Origin of the sequence: Burkholderia sp. AU30198 (genome assembly GCF_020419825.1) — a bacterium.
Taxonomy (GTDB): Bacteria; Pseudomonadota; Gammaproteobacteria; order Burkholderiales; family Burkholderiaceae; genus Burkholderia.
In genome coordinates, this window is sequence record NZ_JAIZSA010000005.1 from 169,240 (window position 1) to 184,017 (window position 14,778).

At 63.9% G+C, this 14,778-nt stretch carries 12 protein-coding genes; 6 read left to right on the forward strand and 6 right to left on the reverse strand.

The genetic code is table 11. The features are described from left to right. Nucleotides 1-56 precede the first annotated feature (56 nt). From LGN19_RS13895 to LGN19_RS13905, 3 genes are all read right to left on the reverse strand, one after another. Nucleotides 57-2,765: a TonB-dependent receptor gene (locus LGN19_RS13895; protein WP_226215262.1), complete on the reverse strand. Its 2,709-nt coding sequence runs from the start codon at nt 2,763-2,765 to the stop codon at nt 57-59. Between the two features lie 111 nt (nt 2,766-2,876). Beyond that, on the reverse strand, nt 2,877-4,094 hold the full coding sequence (locus tag LGN19_RS13900; protein ID WP_226215263.1) for an LLM class flavin-dependent oxidoreductase: 1,218 nt from the start codon (nt 4,092-4,094) through the stop codon (nt 2,877-2,879). A gap of 316 nt (nt 4,095-4,410) precedes the next feature. Then, nucleotides 4,411-4,677 carry a hypothetical protein gene (locus tag LGN19_RS13905; RefSeq protein WP_226215264.1) on the reverse strand — a complete coding sequence of 89 codons (267 nt, stop codon included), beginning with the start codon at nt 4,675-4,677 and terminating at the stop codon, nt 4,411-4,413. 50 nt (nt 4,678-4,727) lie between these two features. Here LGN19_RS13905 and LGN19_RS13910 point away from each other — a divergent pair, with 50 nt between their 5' ends. From LGN19_RS13910 to LGN19_RS13925, 4 genes are all read left to right on the forward strand, one after another. Beyond that, complete coding sequence (locus LGN19_RS13910) at nt 4,728-5,192, forward strand: hypothetical protein (RefSeq protein ID WP_226215265.1); 465 nt, start codon at nt 4,728-4,730, stop codon at nt 5,190-5,192. 228 nt (nt 5,193-5,420) lie between these two features. Then, a complete protein-coding gene (locus tag LGN19_RS13915; RefSeq protein WP_226215266.1) occupies nt 5,421-5,774 on the forward strand; it encodes a hypothetical protein in 354 nt (117 codons plus the stop codon). A 487-nt stretch (nt 5,775-6,261) separates the two neighbouring features. Beyond that, nucleotides 6,262-6,576, forward strand: coding sequence for a helicase (locus tag LGN19_RS13920; RefSeq protein ID WP_226215267.1), 315 nt, complete (start codon nt 6,262-6,264; stop codon nt 6,574-6,576). Between the two features lie 639 nt (nt 6,577-7,215). Continuing rightward, nucleotides 7,216-8,586 (forward strand): MFS transporter, encoded by a 1,371-nt coding sequence (locus LGN19_RS13925; protein WP_226215269.1) that lies wholly within the window; start codon nt 7,216-7,218, stop codon nt 8,584-8,586. A gap of 306 nt (nt 8,587-8,892) precedes the next feature. On the opposite strand, the gene LGN19_RS13930 is transcribed toward LGN19_RS13925, so the two are convergent. Further along, nucleotides 8,893-9,081, reverse strand: coding sequence for a hypothetical protein (locus LGN19_RS13930; protein WP_122949870.1), 189 nt, complete (start codon nt 9,079-9,081; stop codon nt 8,893-8,895). Between the two features lie 136 nt (nt 9,082-9,217). Beyond that, nucleotides 9,218-9,274, reverse strand: a complete 57-nt coding sequence (locus LGN19_RS39930; RefSeq protein WP_368041706.1) for a hypothetical protein — start codon at nt 9,272-9,274, stop codon at nt 9,218-9,220. A gap of 164 nt (nt 9,275-9,438) precedes the next feature. Between LGN19_RS39930 and LGN19_RS13940 the strand changes: the two genes are divergently transcribed. Together LGN19_RS13940 and LGN19_RS13945 are read left to right on the forward strand one after the other, a co-directional pair. Further along, entirely contained in the window at nt 9,439-11,580 is a 2,142-nt protein-coding gene (locus LGN19_RS13940) for a radical SAM protein (RefSeq protein ID WP_226215586.1), read from the forward strand. A 109-nt stretch (nt 11,581-11,689) separates the two neighbouring features. After that, nucleotides 11,690-12,229 carry a DUF4303 domain-containing protein gene (locus LGN19_RS13945; RefSeq protein WP_226215270.1) on the forward strand — a complete coding sequence of 180 codons (540 nt, stop codon included), beginning with the start codon at nt 11,690-11,692 and terminating at the stop codon, nt 12,227-12,229. A gap of 194 nt (nt 12,230-12,423) precedes the next feature. Here LGN19_RS13945 and LGN19_RS13950 read toward each other — a convergent pair whose 3' ends face one another. After that, the gene (locus tag LGN19_RS13950; protein ID WP_226215272.1) at nt 12,424-14,754 is read right to left on the reverse strand and encodes a putative bifunctional diguanylate cyclase/phosphodiesterase; all 2,331 of its coding nucleotides are present in this window, start codon (nt 14,752-14,754) and stop codon (nt 12,424-12,426) included. Between the last annotated feature and the right edge of the window lie 24 nt (nt 14,755-14,778).

Genomic DNA, 14,778 nt, shown 5'->3' on the forward strand with positions numbered 1-14,778 from the left:
CAATACAGCCCGGCCTTCGTACGGCGCGGCGTCGCACGACGCCGCGCCCCAGCCCGTCAGAACCGGTACGCAACCTGCGCGAGTATCGCGAACGGCATCAGCGGCTGCAGGAACTCGCCGGTGCCGCTCGCGTTGAGCGCCTGCACGAAGTTGTGCTGGTTCGTTACGTTCATGAAGTTCAGGCTCACGTCCCAGCGCGGCTGCCGGTAATACAGCGCGACGTCGACGTTGTACTCGTTCGGCACGCGCACGGTCTGGCTCAGGTTCGTGTACCAGCCGCTTGTCCACCACGCGGACACCTGCGTGCCGAAGCCCGAATCGAACTGGTAGTTGACGAAGCCGTTGACGCTCCACTTCGGAATGCCCGGCGCCGGATAGGCGCCGGCCGGACGCTTGTTCAGCGCGTTGCTGTCGCCGAACACGGTCTGGTTGTCCGCGTAGAAGCCGAACGGCGAGAAGCCGCCCGGTACGACCGACGTATAGCGCGCCTGCAGCACCGTCGCGTTCAGTCCGGCGCTCAGATGGCGGTCGGGCTGGAAGCGCAGCGCGCCGTCGATCCCCTTGACGCGCAACTTTGCCATGTTGCCGTTGGTGTCGGGCGACGTATCGCGCGTCTGCTGATACGCGGCGATCGATGCGAACAGGCTCTTTGACAACTGGAACTTCGCGCCGATCTCATACAGTTCGCTGACGCTGTGGAACGCGTCCGGGTTCAGCGCGTTGCCGGGCCCCCACACGAGGCCTTCCGTGAATACGCCGGTATTGAGCGCCTGCGAGCGGTCGTACGTGAAGTACACGGTACTACCCTCGGTCGGCTTGAAGTAGACGCTCGCCTGCACGCTCGGCAGCTTGAAGCTGCCCGAGCTCGAACGGACATCGGCGGGCGTGAGCACGACGGGGTTGTTCATCGTCGCGTCGATGAACGTCTCGCTGAAGCCGACGTTCACGCCGATCCGGTCGGCGATCCGCAGGTTGTGCTGCGTAAACAGGCTCACGTCGGTCCAGCGCCCCGCCGACGTGTACACTGCGCCGTTCGGCGGGAAGCCGCCCTTTTCTGCATAGAGGTCGCCGTACTTGACCATCGGCGGCAGGTTCAGGTAGCCGAAGTAAGACGAGTGCTGCGGCACGCCGGCCTGGCCGATCCACGAGCCGGGGCCGGCGGGCGTCGGCAGGCCGAGCAGTGCGCCCGGGTTTTGCGTATTCGACGGTTGCGTGAGATCGTACGGCGAGAAGTTGAAGTTGTTGTTCGCGGCGATCTGCTCGAAGCTTTCACGTCGGTACGACACGCCCGTGTTGCTTTCATCCTTCAGGTTCAGCCCGAACGTCGAGAAGTCGAACGTCTTGCGCACCTCGACGCGGTTTTCGAACAGGTTGTCGTGCGCCTGCACGAAGAAGCTGCCGACCGAGTTGTTGAAGCTGTCCGAACGCTGATAGTAGGTACTGTTGACGATCGACAGTGTCGGCGACAGGTCGACGGTCTCGCGCAACTGCAGGTTGATGCGTCGTGCGGAGTTGCGGTCGTCCGGCTGGCCTGAGCCCTGCGACGCGTTCAGCTTCGTCGCGCCGTTGCCGGGCAGGTTCGGGTCGTACACCCAGCCGACGATCTTGCCGGCCTTGTCGGGCGTCGAGTTCGGCAGCGGCGTGGTCTGCACCGGGCCGGCGATGTACTGGTTCTGGCTGTTCGGCGTGCGCTGCTGCCAGCCGATCACCGACGAGTTGGCCGCGCCCGATGCGAACACCGGCGACCAGATGCCCGCGCCCGGACTGCTGATGAGCGGTGTCGCACGGCCCGCGTAATACGTGCCGACATCGTCGATCATCTGCTGCGTGTTGCGGTTCCAGCCGCGCGTGATGTTGAAGTCGTAGTAGTCGTCGTATGCGCCGTTGAAGTCGATCCGCACGTTCGACTTCGGCTTCCACGACAGCGCACCGTAGATCGCGTTGAAGTTGTTCTGCACGTTGTTGTAGTACGTGTCGGCAGCCTGCTTCGTGACGCTCAGCCGGTACGCCAGCTGGTCGTTGATCGGGCCGGTCGTGTCGAACGTCACCGCGTTGTCGTGAAACGAGTTGTCGCCCGGCACCCAGGTGCCGATCTTCGCCTTGACCTCGCTGTGCTGCGCGTCGAAATCGGGCTGCTTGGTGATGTAGTTCACGTAGCCGCCGGTGTTGCTGCCGGGGCCGAACACGACCGACGACGGGCCCGCGACGATGTCGGCGGCCTCGTACGCGTTCATGTTGATCGGATGGTCGTTCGCCTGCGAATAGATGCGTTGCCCGTTCTGGTAGATCTCGGATGCCTGCCCGCGGATCTGCGGCGCGCCCGACACGTTCTGGCCGCCGCCGCGCGTGATGCCGGGCGCGTACTTGACGAAGTCGTCGGTGCTGCGGATCACGTCGTTGTGCAGTTGCTCGCTGTTGACCTCCGACACGACGCGCGGCACGTCGACGACCGCCGCCGACGTACCGTAGACCGACGCGACCGCGCGATTCGGCACAACCTGGCGCGCCGGCGCGACGGTGCGCGTGCCGGTCACGGTGACGGCGCCGAGTTCGGTCACGTGCTGCGGGTCGCCACGGCCAGGGCCGTTGCCGCGCGTGGCGGCCGCATCGCTGGCGCGGGCCGGCGCGACGGCGGCGGTGGCGGCCGGTGTGGCTGCCGGAGGAGCGGGGTCCGCGCCGAACGCGTCGTGCGTGACGCTCAGCGCGAGCAGCGCGCCGACGCTCGTCGGCAGCAACGCTTTGCGGGGGAGGGGGCCTTTATGCATGTCGATAGGTCGTGAGGTCTCCCGGCGGACGGGCGCAACGCGCCGTCCGGCCGTGGTGGTCGGATGAGCGGCGCGCGGGCGGACCGCGCGCGGGAGAGGAGCGCGCGGCGCTTACTGGTTCGCGGCGCGCAGCGCGACGGCGTCGTCGGCCGCCGGTCCGGCGGGCGTGAAGCCGGCTTCGTCCTGCGTGTCGGCGCGGAAATGCGGCAGGATGTGTTCGCCGATCCGGTACGCCTCTTCGAGGTGCGGATAGCCGGCGAGGAAGAACATCGACAGGCCGATCGCGTGGTATTCGCGAATCCGCGCGACGACGTCCGCGTAGCTGCCGACGAGCGCGCAGCCCGGCGGAATGCCGATATAGCCGAATCCGGACCACACGTTCGGGTGGATGAAGAAGTCGTCGAAACTCGGCGCGTCGGCCTGCGCGTATTCGTGCTCGTAGCTGAGCCTGCGCGCGGAGCGCAGCCCCGCATGCGCGGCCGCCGCGCGCGCCTTGCCGGTCGCAATGCCTTCGTCGAAGAAGCGCTTCGCCTCGTCGCGCGCGAGCGCATCGGTCTCGCGCGCGATCACGTCGATCGACATGCCGAAGCGGATCGCGTCGGCACGCCCGTGCCGGCGCGCGCGATCGCGCACGTCGTCGATCAGGGCGCGGACGTCGTCCGGCCGTTCAGCGCGCATCAGATAGTAGTCCGCATGCTTCGCGCCGAATTCGCGCGCGGCCTCCGACGAGCCCGCGGTGCAGATCAGCGGCAGCTCGGCCTTCTTCAGCGGGCCGCGCAGCCCGCCGCCGTCCGCGCGGTAGAACTTGCCTTCGTAATGGAACGATTCGTTGTTCCAGTAACCTTTCACGACGTCCATGAATTCGTTCGCGCGCAGATAGCGATCATCGTGCGCGACGAAATCTCCGACCTGACGCTGGATCGCCTCCGAACCGCCGTTGATGATGTTCCATGCAAGTCGATTGCCCGTCGCGCGCTGATAGGTTGCAGCCATCTGGACGGCATTCCAGGGCGTCAGGTGATACGGCTGGAATGCACTGACGAACTTCAGGGTGCGTGTCTCTCGTGCGAGCAGGGAGCATACGGTCCATGGCTCTTCGCCGGTCGGTGCGTTGACCATCAAGATGCCGGAGAAACCGTTGATTTCGGCCGCGCGCGCGACTTGAGACAGGTAGTCGATATAGGTGAACGGATCTCCGACCTTGAAGCGCGATACTGCGCCGGTGGCGGCCTCTCCTGAACCGTTCCAGTCGCCGCGATTGCGACCGTCTCCGGGCATGAACTGCGTCTCGCCGTGCAACGGGAGGCGGGAGAAGAATTTGATGCTCATCGATGTCCTGTTTGTGTCGTTGAAATTCGAGCGTGCGTCGAATGACGCCGGATTCGGATCGCTCATCATCGAAGCTTCAAGCAGTTACCATGCCAGCGGCAATGCGATTTGCCGTTGTTTCGCCATACGATATAAATCTCCAATAGAGACCGGTATGCGAATGAATCGGCGGCGCTGGTCTATCGATTTTCGGAAGCAAGATTTCACGAAGTGTTGGTGCAGAAACACCCGGAAAACAGATCTTGATCGCATTGCAGCAATGCCGGATCGTGCTGCTTCGAGTGGATGCGCGTCTTTGGACCGGCCACATTCGCGATTAAAGACGCTTCGGCGAGCAGACCGGCACGATCGTCTCGCCGGCGAGCACGCGCTTCACGAACGGAATCGAATCAGCGAGCGACGCGTTTACGGTGCCGTTGGGTTCGCGGCCCGCATACAGATGCGCGTTGACCGTCGTGCCTGCCGCATACGCATCCTTCGCGAGTGCGAGCTCGAGCGAAACGGCGCGCCCTGATGGCGTCGACGGCGCGATCGATCCGCATGTGCGCCGCTGGCACGATTGCTGTTGATTCCTTTGCCGCATGCCGTCATCCGGCGGCACGATTCATTCAACCGGAAAAGGAATCCGCATCCGTGTCAGTCACCCAAACCATCGACAGCCACGAACTCGTGGCCTTCGTCGAACGCGCGTCGCGCGAGTTCGCGCAGGCCGCGCGCGTGCTGAAGGACACACGCACGCTGTCCGCAACGAATACGTTCCAGGCGTTCCAGCGCGTGCCAGGCACGGAGCTCGTTGTCGCGTTGTCGGCGCCGAGCCCGTGGGCGGCGTCGCAGGAGATCCAGCCGGTCGTCGTCACGTTCGATGGCGACGTGCTGCACGGCGACGCGCACGTGGGCGGCAACGGGCCGCGCTACGGGGCAGGTTTCGATTTAAGGGCAGTTCTCTTGGACTCTATGTCCGCCAGGGCGCCGGCTTGCCGGATCTTACGACGGTTGGGGCCACACAATGGCAGTTCTCTAGCCATGTCTGGCAGAGCGAACTGGCGCACGCGATCCTCAAGGAACTGGAGTCCAACGGGCACGCGTTCCAAGGTTTGAGTTCGCGAGTAGCGTGTCTTGGTAGAGGCAAGAAGTTGTACTTGACCCGCAACCTCCCAGAGTCCGTGTGACAAGCTTCGTGTGCCTATGTCGTCATCCGTTACCGTATAGCGGACGGTAAACCGGGTGGCGGTTTCTTGCGAAGATTAGCTTTGTTGACCCCGCATCAAGGCCGACGCTAATATGAAATGGCCCGCAGACAGCGGCCTGCGAGGAGTTGAGGCAGCCGTGGAAAAGATGAGCTGCGAGAGGTATTTTGTGCTCATCTTACGGCGATGGCGCTGGCTGCATCCGACTTTCCCGATGCTGCTGTTGGTACTGCGAAAGCGACACCGGGTTTGCCACCCTGAAACAGGATTTAGGAGGATCGAAATGTCGAAAGATCACGACAAAGCCTCACACGGATCGCAGGACGCACGCCGTCATAAACTCGACCATCAAACAAGAAACGAATGGCTGGGCAGAGACGCCGGCCTTCAGGATGCATGGCAAAAATCCGGTATGACGCGAGATGACTTTATCCGGCACAACGAGGACATGATCGATAAGGTTATCTTCGAAAGGCTTGACGCAGATCGATAAGTCGAGGGATCTTCTGAAAAGATGCAGGCGCTGCTCGAACTGTCACTGTTTTTCGTGCATATGATGCCACTGTCCGGGCGATTACCCGCACAAACAGGGAGGTCGTTGCCCACATCGCGTGGGTAGCGGTCGTCACGGTTTTGCCGTTGCTCAACATCGTCTCCTATCTTTTGCTGGGAGAGAGAGTTGTTCACGAGGCGGTGTTGACACGACCTGTCCCAGTTCAACGGGATTGCCCGGCGCTCACTGATTTTACATAATACCTATGATCAACATTTTTGATTGTCGTAGCTAAGTTCAAATGTCCGCTTTGGCTATTTACAGATGTCGTGTTTCTGACTGCTGGCATGCTTGCGGCGGCACGCCTCGTCAGAAATCGCCCTTGCCAGACTGCCTCGCAGCGACCACGGCCATCGCACAACATGGCCGATTTTCGGTGGATCCTCGCGCGGCGTTAGAATAGCGCCCCTTCTCATAGGAGACGAAAATGTCCTGGTTCGTATACGAAGTGCCCGAATACCACGAAGATGCTGCGCGCATCGAGCCCTTCAGTGACCTGCGTAGCCGAGTGCTGAAAGTCGGCGACCCGGCCATGGCCGACGAACTGGAAAGCGTTCGCGAGAACGCCGCGGCGACGGCGGACACGCCCGAGCGCCCCCTGCGTACGCCGGAAAATCCGCATGTTTTTCCGATTCCTTACGCCGAATCCATGATCCTGGTCGGGTTCATCTTCGATCTGAAACGCGAATTCCGGCAACTGGTCGTGTCACCCGTGGAAATGCCCTGGCTGAAAGAGGCGTAAAAGGTGGTCGAAACGGAAGTCGACGGGAGCGTGGCGCCTGTTTTGGGGCCGGGTCCGAGTATTCAGCGTACGCTTCCGGATACACATGCCTCAAGTTGGAACCGTCAGTCGGACTGAGTCGAACTACGTGGCTATTGAAACCGGGGAACTGTCGTGAAAACACCGTCACAGTTTCGATGGCAGTCTTGGTTGGTCCGCCGCCAATCACCCCGTATCGCATAGCCGCTTGTCCTTTGCTTTCCGACTCGGCTTTCCAGCACTGCGATAGCTTCACGCACGCTATCGGCCACTTTTGAATGTCAGCGACGGTTACCCTCGCGCGTCGCATTGCGCATGCAAATCAGCCGGTTCGACATCGTGCGCTGATGGTCGCGCAGCGCGAGCCGTAACGGCGTCAGGTACGGTCGTCGAACGTTCCGCGAAATCCCAGCTCGGCATCTGCGTGCGTTCAGTTCGAACATCACGCCACCCCCATCGCTGCCCCAGCGAATAACAATTAAGTATCATATTATGATAAATAAGGATCGCTGAATAACAGACCCAGCCGCTGCAGCAGACACTCTCAGCTCGCGCTTGCCGGAACCTGTCGCGGGGCGTATGGTTTATTTCTCTATCGCCCTTTTTCCGGGAGATATCAAAATGGCTGCCATGCAATCCGCGGCCACGCCCCTCTCCGACGAGGAAGCCCGGCGCCAGTTACACCGCGCCGTCATCGCCAGCACGATTGGCACCACGATCGAATGGTATGACTTCTTCCTCTACAGCACGGTCACCGGCCTGGTCTTCGCAAAGCTGTATTTCCCGCAATCCCACCCGCTCGTCGGCACGCTGCAGGCGTTCCTGATCTATGCCGTCGGCTTTGTCGCACGGCCGGTCGGCGCGGCAATCTTCGGCCATTACGGCGACCGCATCGGACGCAAGGCCACCCTGATCGTGACCCTGTTGCTGATGGGGCTCGCCACGTTCGCCGTGGCCTTCGTTCCGACCTACGCCGCGATCGGCATCTGGGGCGCCATTATCCTCACGATCCTGCGCTTCATCCAGGGCGTTGGCGTGGGTGGCGAATGGGGCGGCTCGGTCCTGATGTCGATGGAGTGGGCGCGCACCAATTCGCATCGCGGTTTCGTCGCGTCGTGGCCGCAGTTCGGCGTGCCGGCGGGATTGTTCCTCGCCAACCTTGCCGTGCTGGCCATGAGCTGGTTTTCCGGCAGCGCCTTCCTCGCGTGGGGCTGGCGCGTGCCGTTTTTCCTCAGCATCGTGCTGGTTGCAATCGGGCTCTATATCCGCCTGAATATTCTCGAGACACCGATCTTCGCGAAGCTGCTGGCCGAGCGTCGGATCGAGAGGACGCCGATGCTCGAAGTGCTGCGCAAGCAGCCGAGGGATATCGTGCTGTCGGCGTTTGCGCGGATGGCCGAACAGGCACCGTTCTACATCTATACGGCGTTCGTGTTCACTTACGGGATCACGGCGCTGGGTGTCACGCGCGAGCTGCTGCTGGCGGCGGTGCTGGTCGCATCCGTGGTCGAGTTCTTCACCATTCCGCTGTTCGGGCACGTGTCGGATCTGATCGGGCGGCGGAGGATGTACATCATCGGTGCGGCGGCCGTCGGCGTGTTCGGGTTCATCTACTTCGCGATGGTCGATAGCCGGAATCCGGTATGGATCTTCGCGGCCATCGTGTTGTCGCTGGTCCCGCATTCGATGATGTATGGACCGCAGGCCGCCTTGATCGCCGAGTCATTCACAGGGCGGTTGCGGTATAGCGGCGCGTCGATGGGTTATCAGCTCGCTTCGGTCATTGCCGGTGGCCCGGCACCGCTGATCGCAACGGCACTGTTTGCCTACTACCACTCGGGGTATGCGATCGCGGCGTACGTGCTGGTGTGCGCGGTGCTGAGCGTGGTCGCCGCATCGAAGCTCGGGGACTATACGAACAAGGATATTTCGCGGGAATACGACGACGCTCGGGGCTTGGGGGATCATGGGCACGCGCCGCCGGTGACTTGACGAATTCGCCAGCTCAGGCTGGCGATGACGACCGCAGCCGCGATCCCATAGCGTCACGGACGCATCGAAGCGCCCTGGGTAGGCCGACACGCTGGGCTGGGCCGCGCCGCGAGACGGCGCGGGGCGACGCACTACACCGAGCCGTCCCGTCCGGAACAGGTCTGACGACGGGGCGCGATATGCGTGCTCGCCGTTCGTGATTCGATGCTCGCCGTCCGGCGGGCGCGTTTCACATGGCTCGAAACGGGGGGCCGCCGGACGGTGAAATCGCCGCCGTCGCGCAGCGGCTCGCCCGGCTTAACCGGCTTATCGCTCGCTGACCTTCGCGCGCGGCAGCCATTCCGCCACGGCGCCTTGCGTACCCTTCAGATGGGCGGGAGTCGAGTCCTGAACGTGCGCGTCGAAACGGCGTGCCGCCTCGGTGTCGAGATGCCGGCCGTCAAACGTCGACTGGCGACGGGAAATCATGTTGATGCGAAGACGTTTTGCCGCCATGGTCGGTATTCCTTGAAAAAACAGTACCCCGCCGACTGGCGAAGTGCCATAGATTTACGTGAGAAAGATGTCGCTGCGATGACGCGACGTGCAACGCGAATCCCTCGCCCTCACCGCTTTCCTCCAGCATTCCCCCTCAAGCATCCATCCACATCCTCAACAGGTTGTCATACGCGCCGGTAAGCTGCAACAACGACTCCCCGCCACGCCCTGCTGCGTCAATCGCTGGATCGAGACGCCCGTACAGCGGCCGCGCTTGTCGGCAGCCGGCTACGCCGGGATAATTTCCTTTTCGCGCACAACGCGCTCAAAGTAAATACAGCAGTCTCCCACAGCGACACTGGATTTACGTTGACCGTGGACAAAAAAAAACAGAGGGCCTCGCCGATGCCGGTTTCCACTGGTTTTGATCGCAATGCATTCCGGGAATATCCACTGGATGGCGCACTGCTGCGCTTTCACCCCGCGACAGGAACGCACATCCGGATCGAGAATCCGGCGACCCGCCACTTGCGGCGCCTCGCCCCTCGAGTCGCCATGTTCGGGATAACGAACAAGTGCAATCTGTCTTGCGATTTTTGCTCGCGTGACGTGCGACGCGATAGCGCCTGGTCGGTCCAGTCGGCCGCCGATGTCCTTCGCGGCCTGAGCGCAGCAGGAACGCTGGAAGTCGCCTTCGGCGGCGGCGAGCCGTTCGCGTTCCGTGGCTTCGCCGAGTTGATCGACATCCTCCATGACACCACGCCGCTTGCACTGAACGTCACGACCAACGGAACGCTGATCCGGCGCAACACGTTTGCACCCTACGCCGGCCGCTTCGGCCAGGTCCGCGTCTCGCTCTACGACGAGGTGCGCTGGCGCGACGCGGGCACGGTCCTGTCGGAATACGGACAAAGATGGGGGGCCAACCTGATCGTCGACGACTCCGTGCTGCCGGGGCTTCCCGCGCTGCTGGCCGAGCTGGCCGCGCTGGGTTGCCAGGATGTCTCGTTGTTGTCTTACATCGGCCCCGATCTGCGCAGGCACCTTTCGCCACGGGGACGGGCGCGGCTTGCGGCGATCGTGCAGGATTCGCCGCTTGCGTGCCGACTGTCCGTGTGCTTTGGCGACGCGGTTCCCGTACCCAGATTGTTCGATGGAGCCGATGGAAGTGGCGACTGCGGCGCAGGCCTGGACTTCGTTTCCATCACGCCTGATCAACGCATGCAGGGCTGCTCGTTCCATGACGGCGGCCTGCCTGCGACCGGAGCGGACGAAATCCTGCATGGCTGGCGGAATGAGCGCGCGCGCCTCGAGCAGCCAAGCGCGCGGCGCGGTTGCGCACGGCGCGACGCAGAAGCCCGTCGAACCCGGCCCATGCCACCGGTCAGTGTGTGGCAGGCATTCTCCGGCAACAACAGCGGCGAGTGCGTGATGGTCGCAAAGTTCGAGACCATCGCGGATGCGGACGCCTACCTCGCACAACTGCTGCCGTCATGGGCACCTGACGCCGAGTACTCATCCGAGTGGAAGCGCCTGTTCAAGGAAGAAGCGGTGGCGGGCCCGCGATTGTCGGGCGGAGGATCGCCTCGCGAGCTGGCGGCGATCGGCCGCTCGGTGATCGCGACGGGATACGACGCAGCAGACCTGTTTCCGGAGTTGCGCGCCCTGGCCTGGAAGAAAGGCGCATACGTGGTGCCTGACGGCGTCCACGCCCATGACGTGTTCCTGCTGGCGGCGGTGCGTGCGTCAAGCGCAGATGACGCCCGCCACCGGGCCAGCCTGACGCCCCATCCAGCCGCCAGGACCTGGCTGCATGGCGATGTCATCCTCGTCACGCTCGAATTGCAGGGGGATAGCGTGCCGGGTGAGCTTGTCGAGATTCGGCAATGGCTCACCGCCTTTGCGGCCGGCCGGCCACTCGCCGCCGAGCTTGTGTTTGACGACCTGGATGATGCGGCCATGCTGTCGGTCTTGAAGCGGCTCGGTGCGGAGATCGGCACGACGCCAAGGCTTGCGCTGCATTTCGGATGGCGTGAGGATTCCGGCCAGAGAGCGGCTCGATTCGCGCAAATGATCGAAGAAGGCCAGACGAGCATCGCAGGCACATGTGTATTGGTATCGGGCCTCGAGCGGCGAAAGCGGCTCGCTGTGCTCGCCTATCGGCAGGGGGCGCATGTCAGCGCCATCGACGGATCGGAAGTGCGTGTCAACGCCAGTTTTTCCGTGCCTGATGCCAAACCTCAACCGGGCCGGCGCGCAGTACCGGGCGAGATTGATATTGGCCGGGTTCGCGAAGCGCTCCACCAACGGTTCCCGGGCAGCATACGCATTGAGGTCAAGGCGGGATATCGTCGAAGCATGGCTTTCGTGAACATCGTCACCGCAGACCCTGGATACGCTTTCGCACAGCTCGAGCAGCTTGCCGCGTTGTTCAATGCCAGGCTCTCCATCGGGGTTCAAGAGGTCGATCCGCTGGCGTTTGCGGTTCGACGCGTGATCGCGGACGTACGTTCCTGATCTGCCGCGCAACATGGCGGGTCGGCCGGGCCGATGTCCTGCAGATTGAACATGTACGTGTGATGTCCCCAGCTAAACACGTTAACGATACGGCGAGGTCAAGAAAAACATGCATCCTGAATTCGCGAGCGAGATTGCCGACGCGGCGAGCGTGACCTATCGAGCGCTTCTTGCTGCCCATCCGGACGAACATTTTTATGCGTTCGCCCTCTACACCGACAGCGGCGCGATGACCGTCGTACCGGCTGCCAACTCCGACGAAGGATTGAAGCGGGTTCGCGAACGGATGGAGGTCGACGACGACGAGAAGGCGCCGGAGTTCACCTGGGCAACCGGCGAATGGGCGTATGAAGCCGCCGAGGCTGATTCGTTCAATCCGCTCTGCGAGAAGTTGGCCGATACGGTACTGGGCCCGAATATTCCCGAAGCGAAGTTCGGCGAGTTTTTCAGGGACCTTCAGCGCGACATGATCGAGGCGCTCAGGCTGCTCGACCAGGAAGGATTGTTCGGAACGGGTGCGGCGCGCGAGAAGATCACGCTGTTCGTCACGATCAGTGACGACAACGGGGCCGAGGCACTGGAGAACGAATCCGCCAGGATCCTGAACCCGCCCGCCGTCTTCGATCGTTTCATCAACCGGTACGCGTAGCGGCGAAAAAACCGACACGAAGCGTTCAAGACGCGGCATGCGCTGATGCCAAGGGCCGTTCGCTGATCGGCAGACCGCACGAGTTCGTCGGTTTCACGGAAGCCATCTCGTCGACCGCGTGGCGATGGCGTCGACCGACCCACTGCGCGCCGAAGCGAGCGCCCTGCCCGCTTCAGCGGGCGCCCATTCTGCGCTCACGCCTGCCTGGTCGTGGCCTGTTCGGCCAGCGCGGCCCGTTCGATCCAGTGGATCGCCGGCGCATCGTGCTCGCCCGGCATGGGCCTGCCGATCAGGAAGCCCTGCACTTCGCGGCAGCCGGCATCCGTGATGCACGCCAATTGCTCCTCCGTCTCGACGCCCTCCGCGACGGTCGTCACGCCGAGACGCTTGCCGAGATCGGCCACCGCGCGCACGACGGCCGCGCAGTCCGGGCGCGTGACCGCATCGCGCACGAAGCTGCCGTCGATCTTGATCTTGTCGAACGGGAACGCGCGCAGATGCGCGAGCGACGAGAAGCCCGTGCCGAAATCATCGAGGGCGACGCGCACGCCCATCGAACGCAGCGCACGCAGGTCCGCGATCGCCTTGCCCTCGTCGTGCAGCAGCGCGGTTTCCGTCACCTCGATTTCCAGCCGGTCGGGCGCGAGGCCCGCGCCGGCCAGCGCCGCCGCGAAGGCCGGCACGATCGTGCCGTGGCCGAGCTGCCCCGCCGACACGTTGACGGCGACGCGCGCGCCGTCCGGCCAGCGCGCCGCCTCCCGGCAGGCCTGGTCGAGCACGAACCGGCCGAGCCGGTCGATCAGGCCGCCGCGTTCGGCCACCGGAATGAAGCGGCCCGGCGAAATCCAGCCCGCGTGCGGGTGATACCAGCGCAGCAGCGCCTCGCGGGTGGTGATCCTGCGGGTCCGGGCATCGACGATCGGCTGGTAGAACACGTACAGCCCCTGGTTCTCGTCCAGCGCGAAGCGCAGCTTCGACTCGAGCGCGATGCGCTCCTGCGCGCTCGTTTCCATGTCCGGCGAGAACATCCGGTACGTGCCCTTCCCGGCTTTCTTGGCCGCATAGAGCGCCATGTCCGCGCGTGACAGCAGCACGCCGGCGTCGCTGCCGTGATGCGGCGCCAGCACGCAGCCGATCGACGCGCCGATGCGGAACTGCCGGTCGGGCGACGGCGCATAGGGGGCGACGAGCGTGTCGACGAGCCGCGCGGCCGCCCCCATCGCGCCGTCCGCGTCGGTGTCGCGCAGCAGCACCGCGAATTCGTCGCCGCCGATGCGCCCGAGCATCATTCCCGGCTCGGGGCACTGCCCGCGCAGGCGTTCCGCGACCTGGCGCAGCACCTCGTCGCCCGCCGAATGCCCGCGCGCGTCGTTGATCAGCTTGAAGCCGTCGAGGTCGATGAAGAGTAGCCCGAGCACCTTGTCCGAGCGGCGCAGGCTCGCGTCGAATTCGGCCAGGAAGGTCGCGCGGTTCGGCAGGCCGGTGAGCGAATCGTGATGCGCGAGCTGGTGGATACGCGCCTCCGCTTCGGCCTGCTGCGTGACGATCGACCACGACAGCATCGGCCCGATGTAGCGCCCCTGGGCGTCGCGCACGGCCGACACCTGGATGTCGAGCACTTCCGGCCCGAGCCGGATGCGGGCGCGATGCGGCAGGTTCGCCGGATCGGCAAGCAGGCGGCGCTGGTGCTGCGGGTGCGGGTGGAAGAAGTCGATCGGCGCGCCGAGCGCATCGTCCGCACGAATCGGCAGCAGGTGCTCGATCGAGCGCAGCAGGTTGCGCGACGTCGCGTTCAGGTAGTTGATGCGGAACGTCTCCGGGTCGGCCGTCATCACGGCTACCGGCATGTCGTCGATCATCCGCATCAGTCGCGTCTGCGCCTGCTCGCGCAGACGCGATTCGGCCTGCGCATCGAGGGTGCGCAGGAAGCCCCGGTAGTTGACGGAGATGACGGCGATCAGCGCCGCGGACACGAAGGCCATGTTGACCGCGGTGGCGATGAGTGTCGGCTGGCGCGTCGAGAGAAAGAACGCGATGAACACGACGTTGGCGATCACGGCCACGCTCAGCGCGGCCGTGCGCAGGTACATCAGGCTGAAGATGCAGCCGATCACCGTGATCGCCATGTAGAACGCAACCTGGGCCTTTTGCCATGCATCGCCGTACGCGAACAGCAGCAGCGCCCAGGTGGTGAACGTCACCACGACCGGGATCACCAGCCAGTTCGTGAGCGTGAGCGCGCGCCGCACGGTGTCCGGCGTGGGCGCCAGCAGCCGGGTGCGGTGCCAGTGCAGCAGCCGCGCGAGCGCCGCGAGCGTCATCGCGGCCGGCATTGCGACCGACAGCCACCACGGCGTGCTGCCCAGGTGCGTGACGGCGAGACTCCAGGTGCTCGAGATGAGGATCAGGTACGACACCGGGATCTGGCCGGCGAATACCCGGTATTGCGCCGCGAGCAGGTCCGGGTTCCGGGCCGGCGCCGCGATGCTTGCCAGTCTTGCCATCCGTGCGTAGAGGATTTTCATGGGGGCCTGCCGGCGGCAACCCGG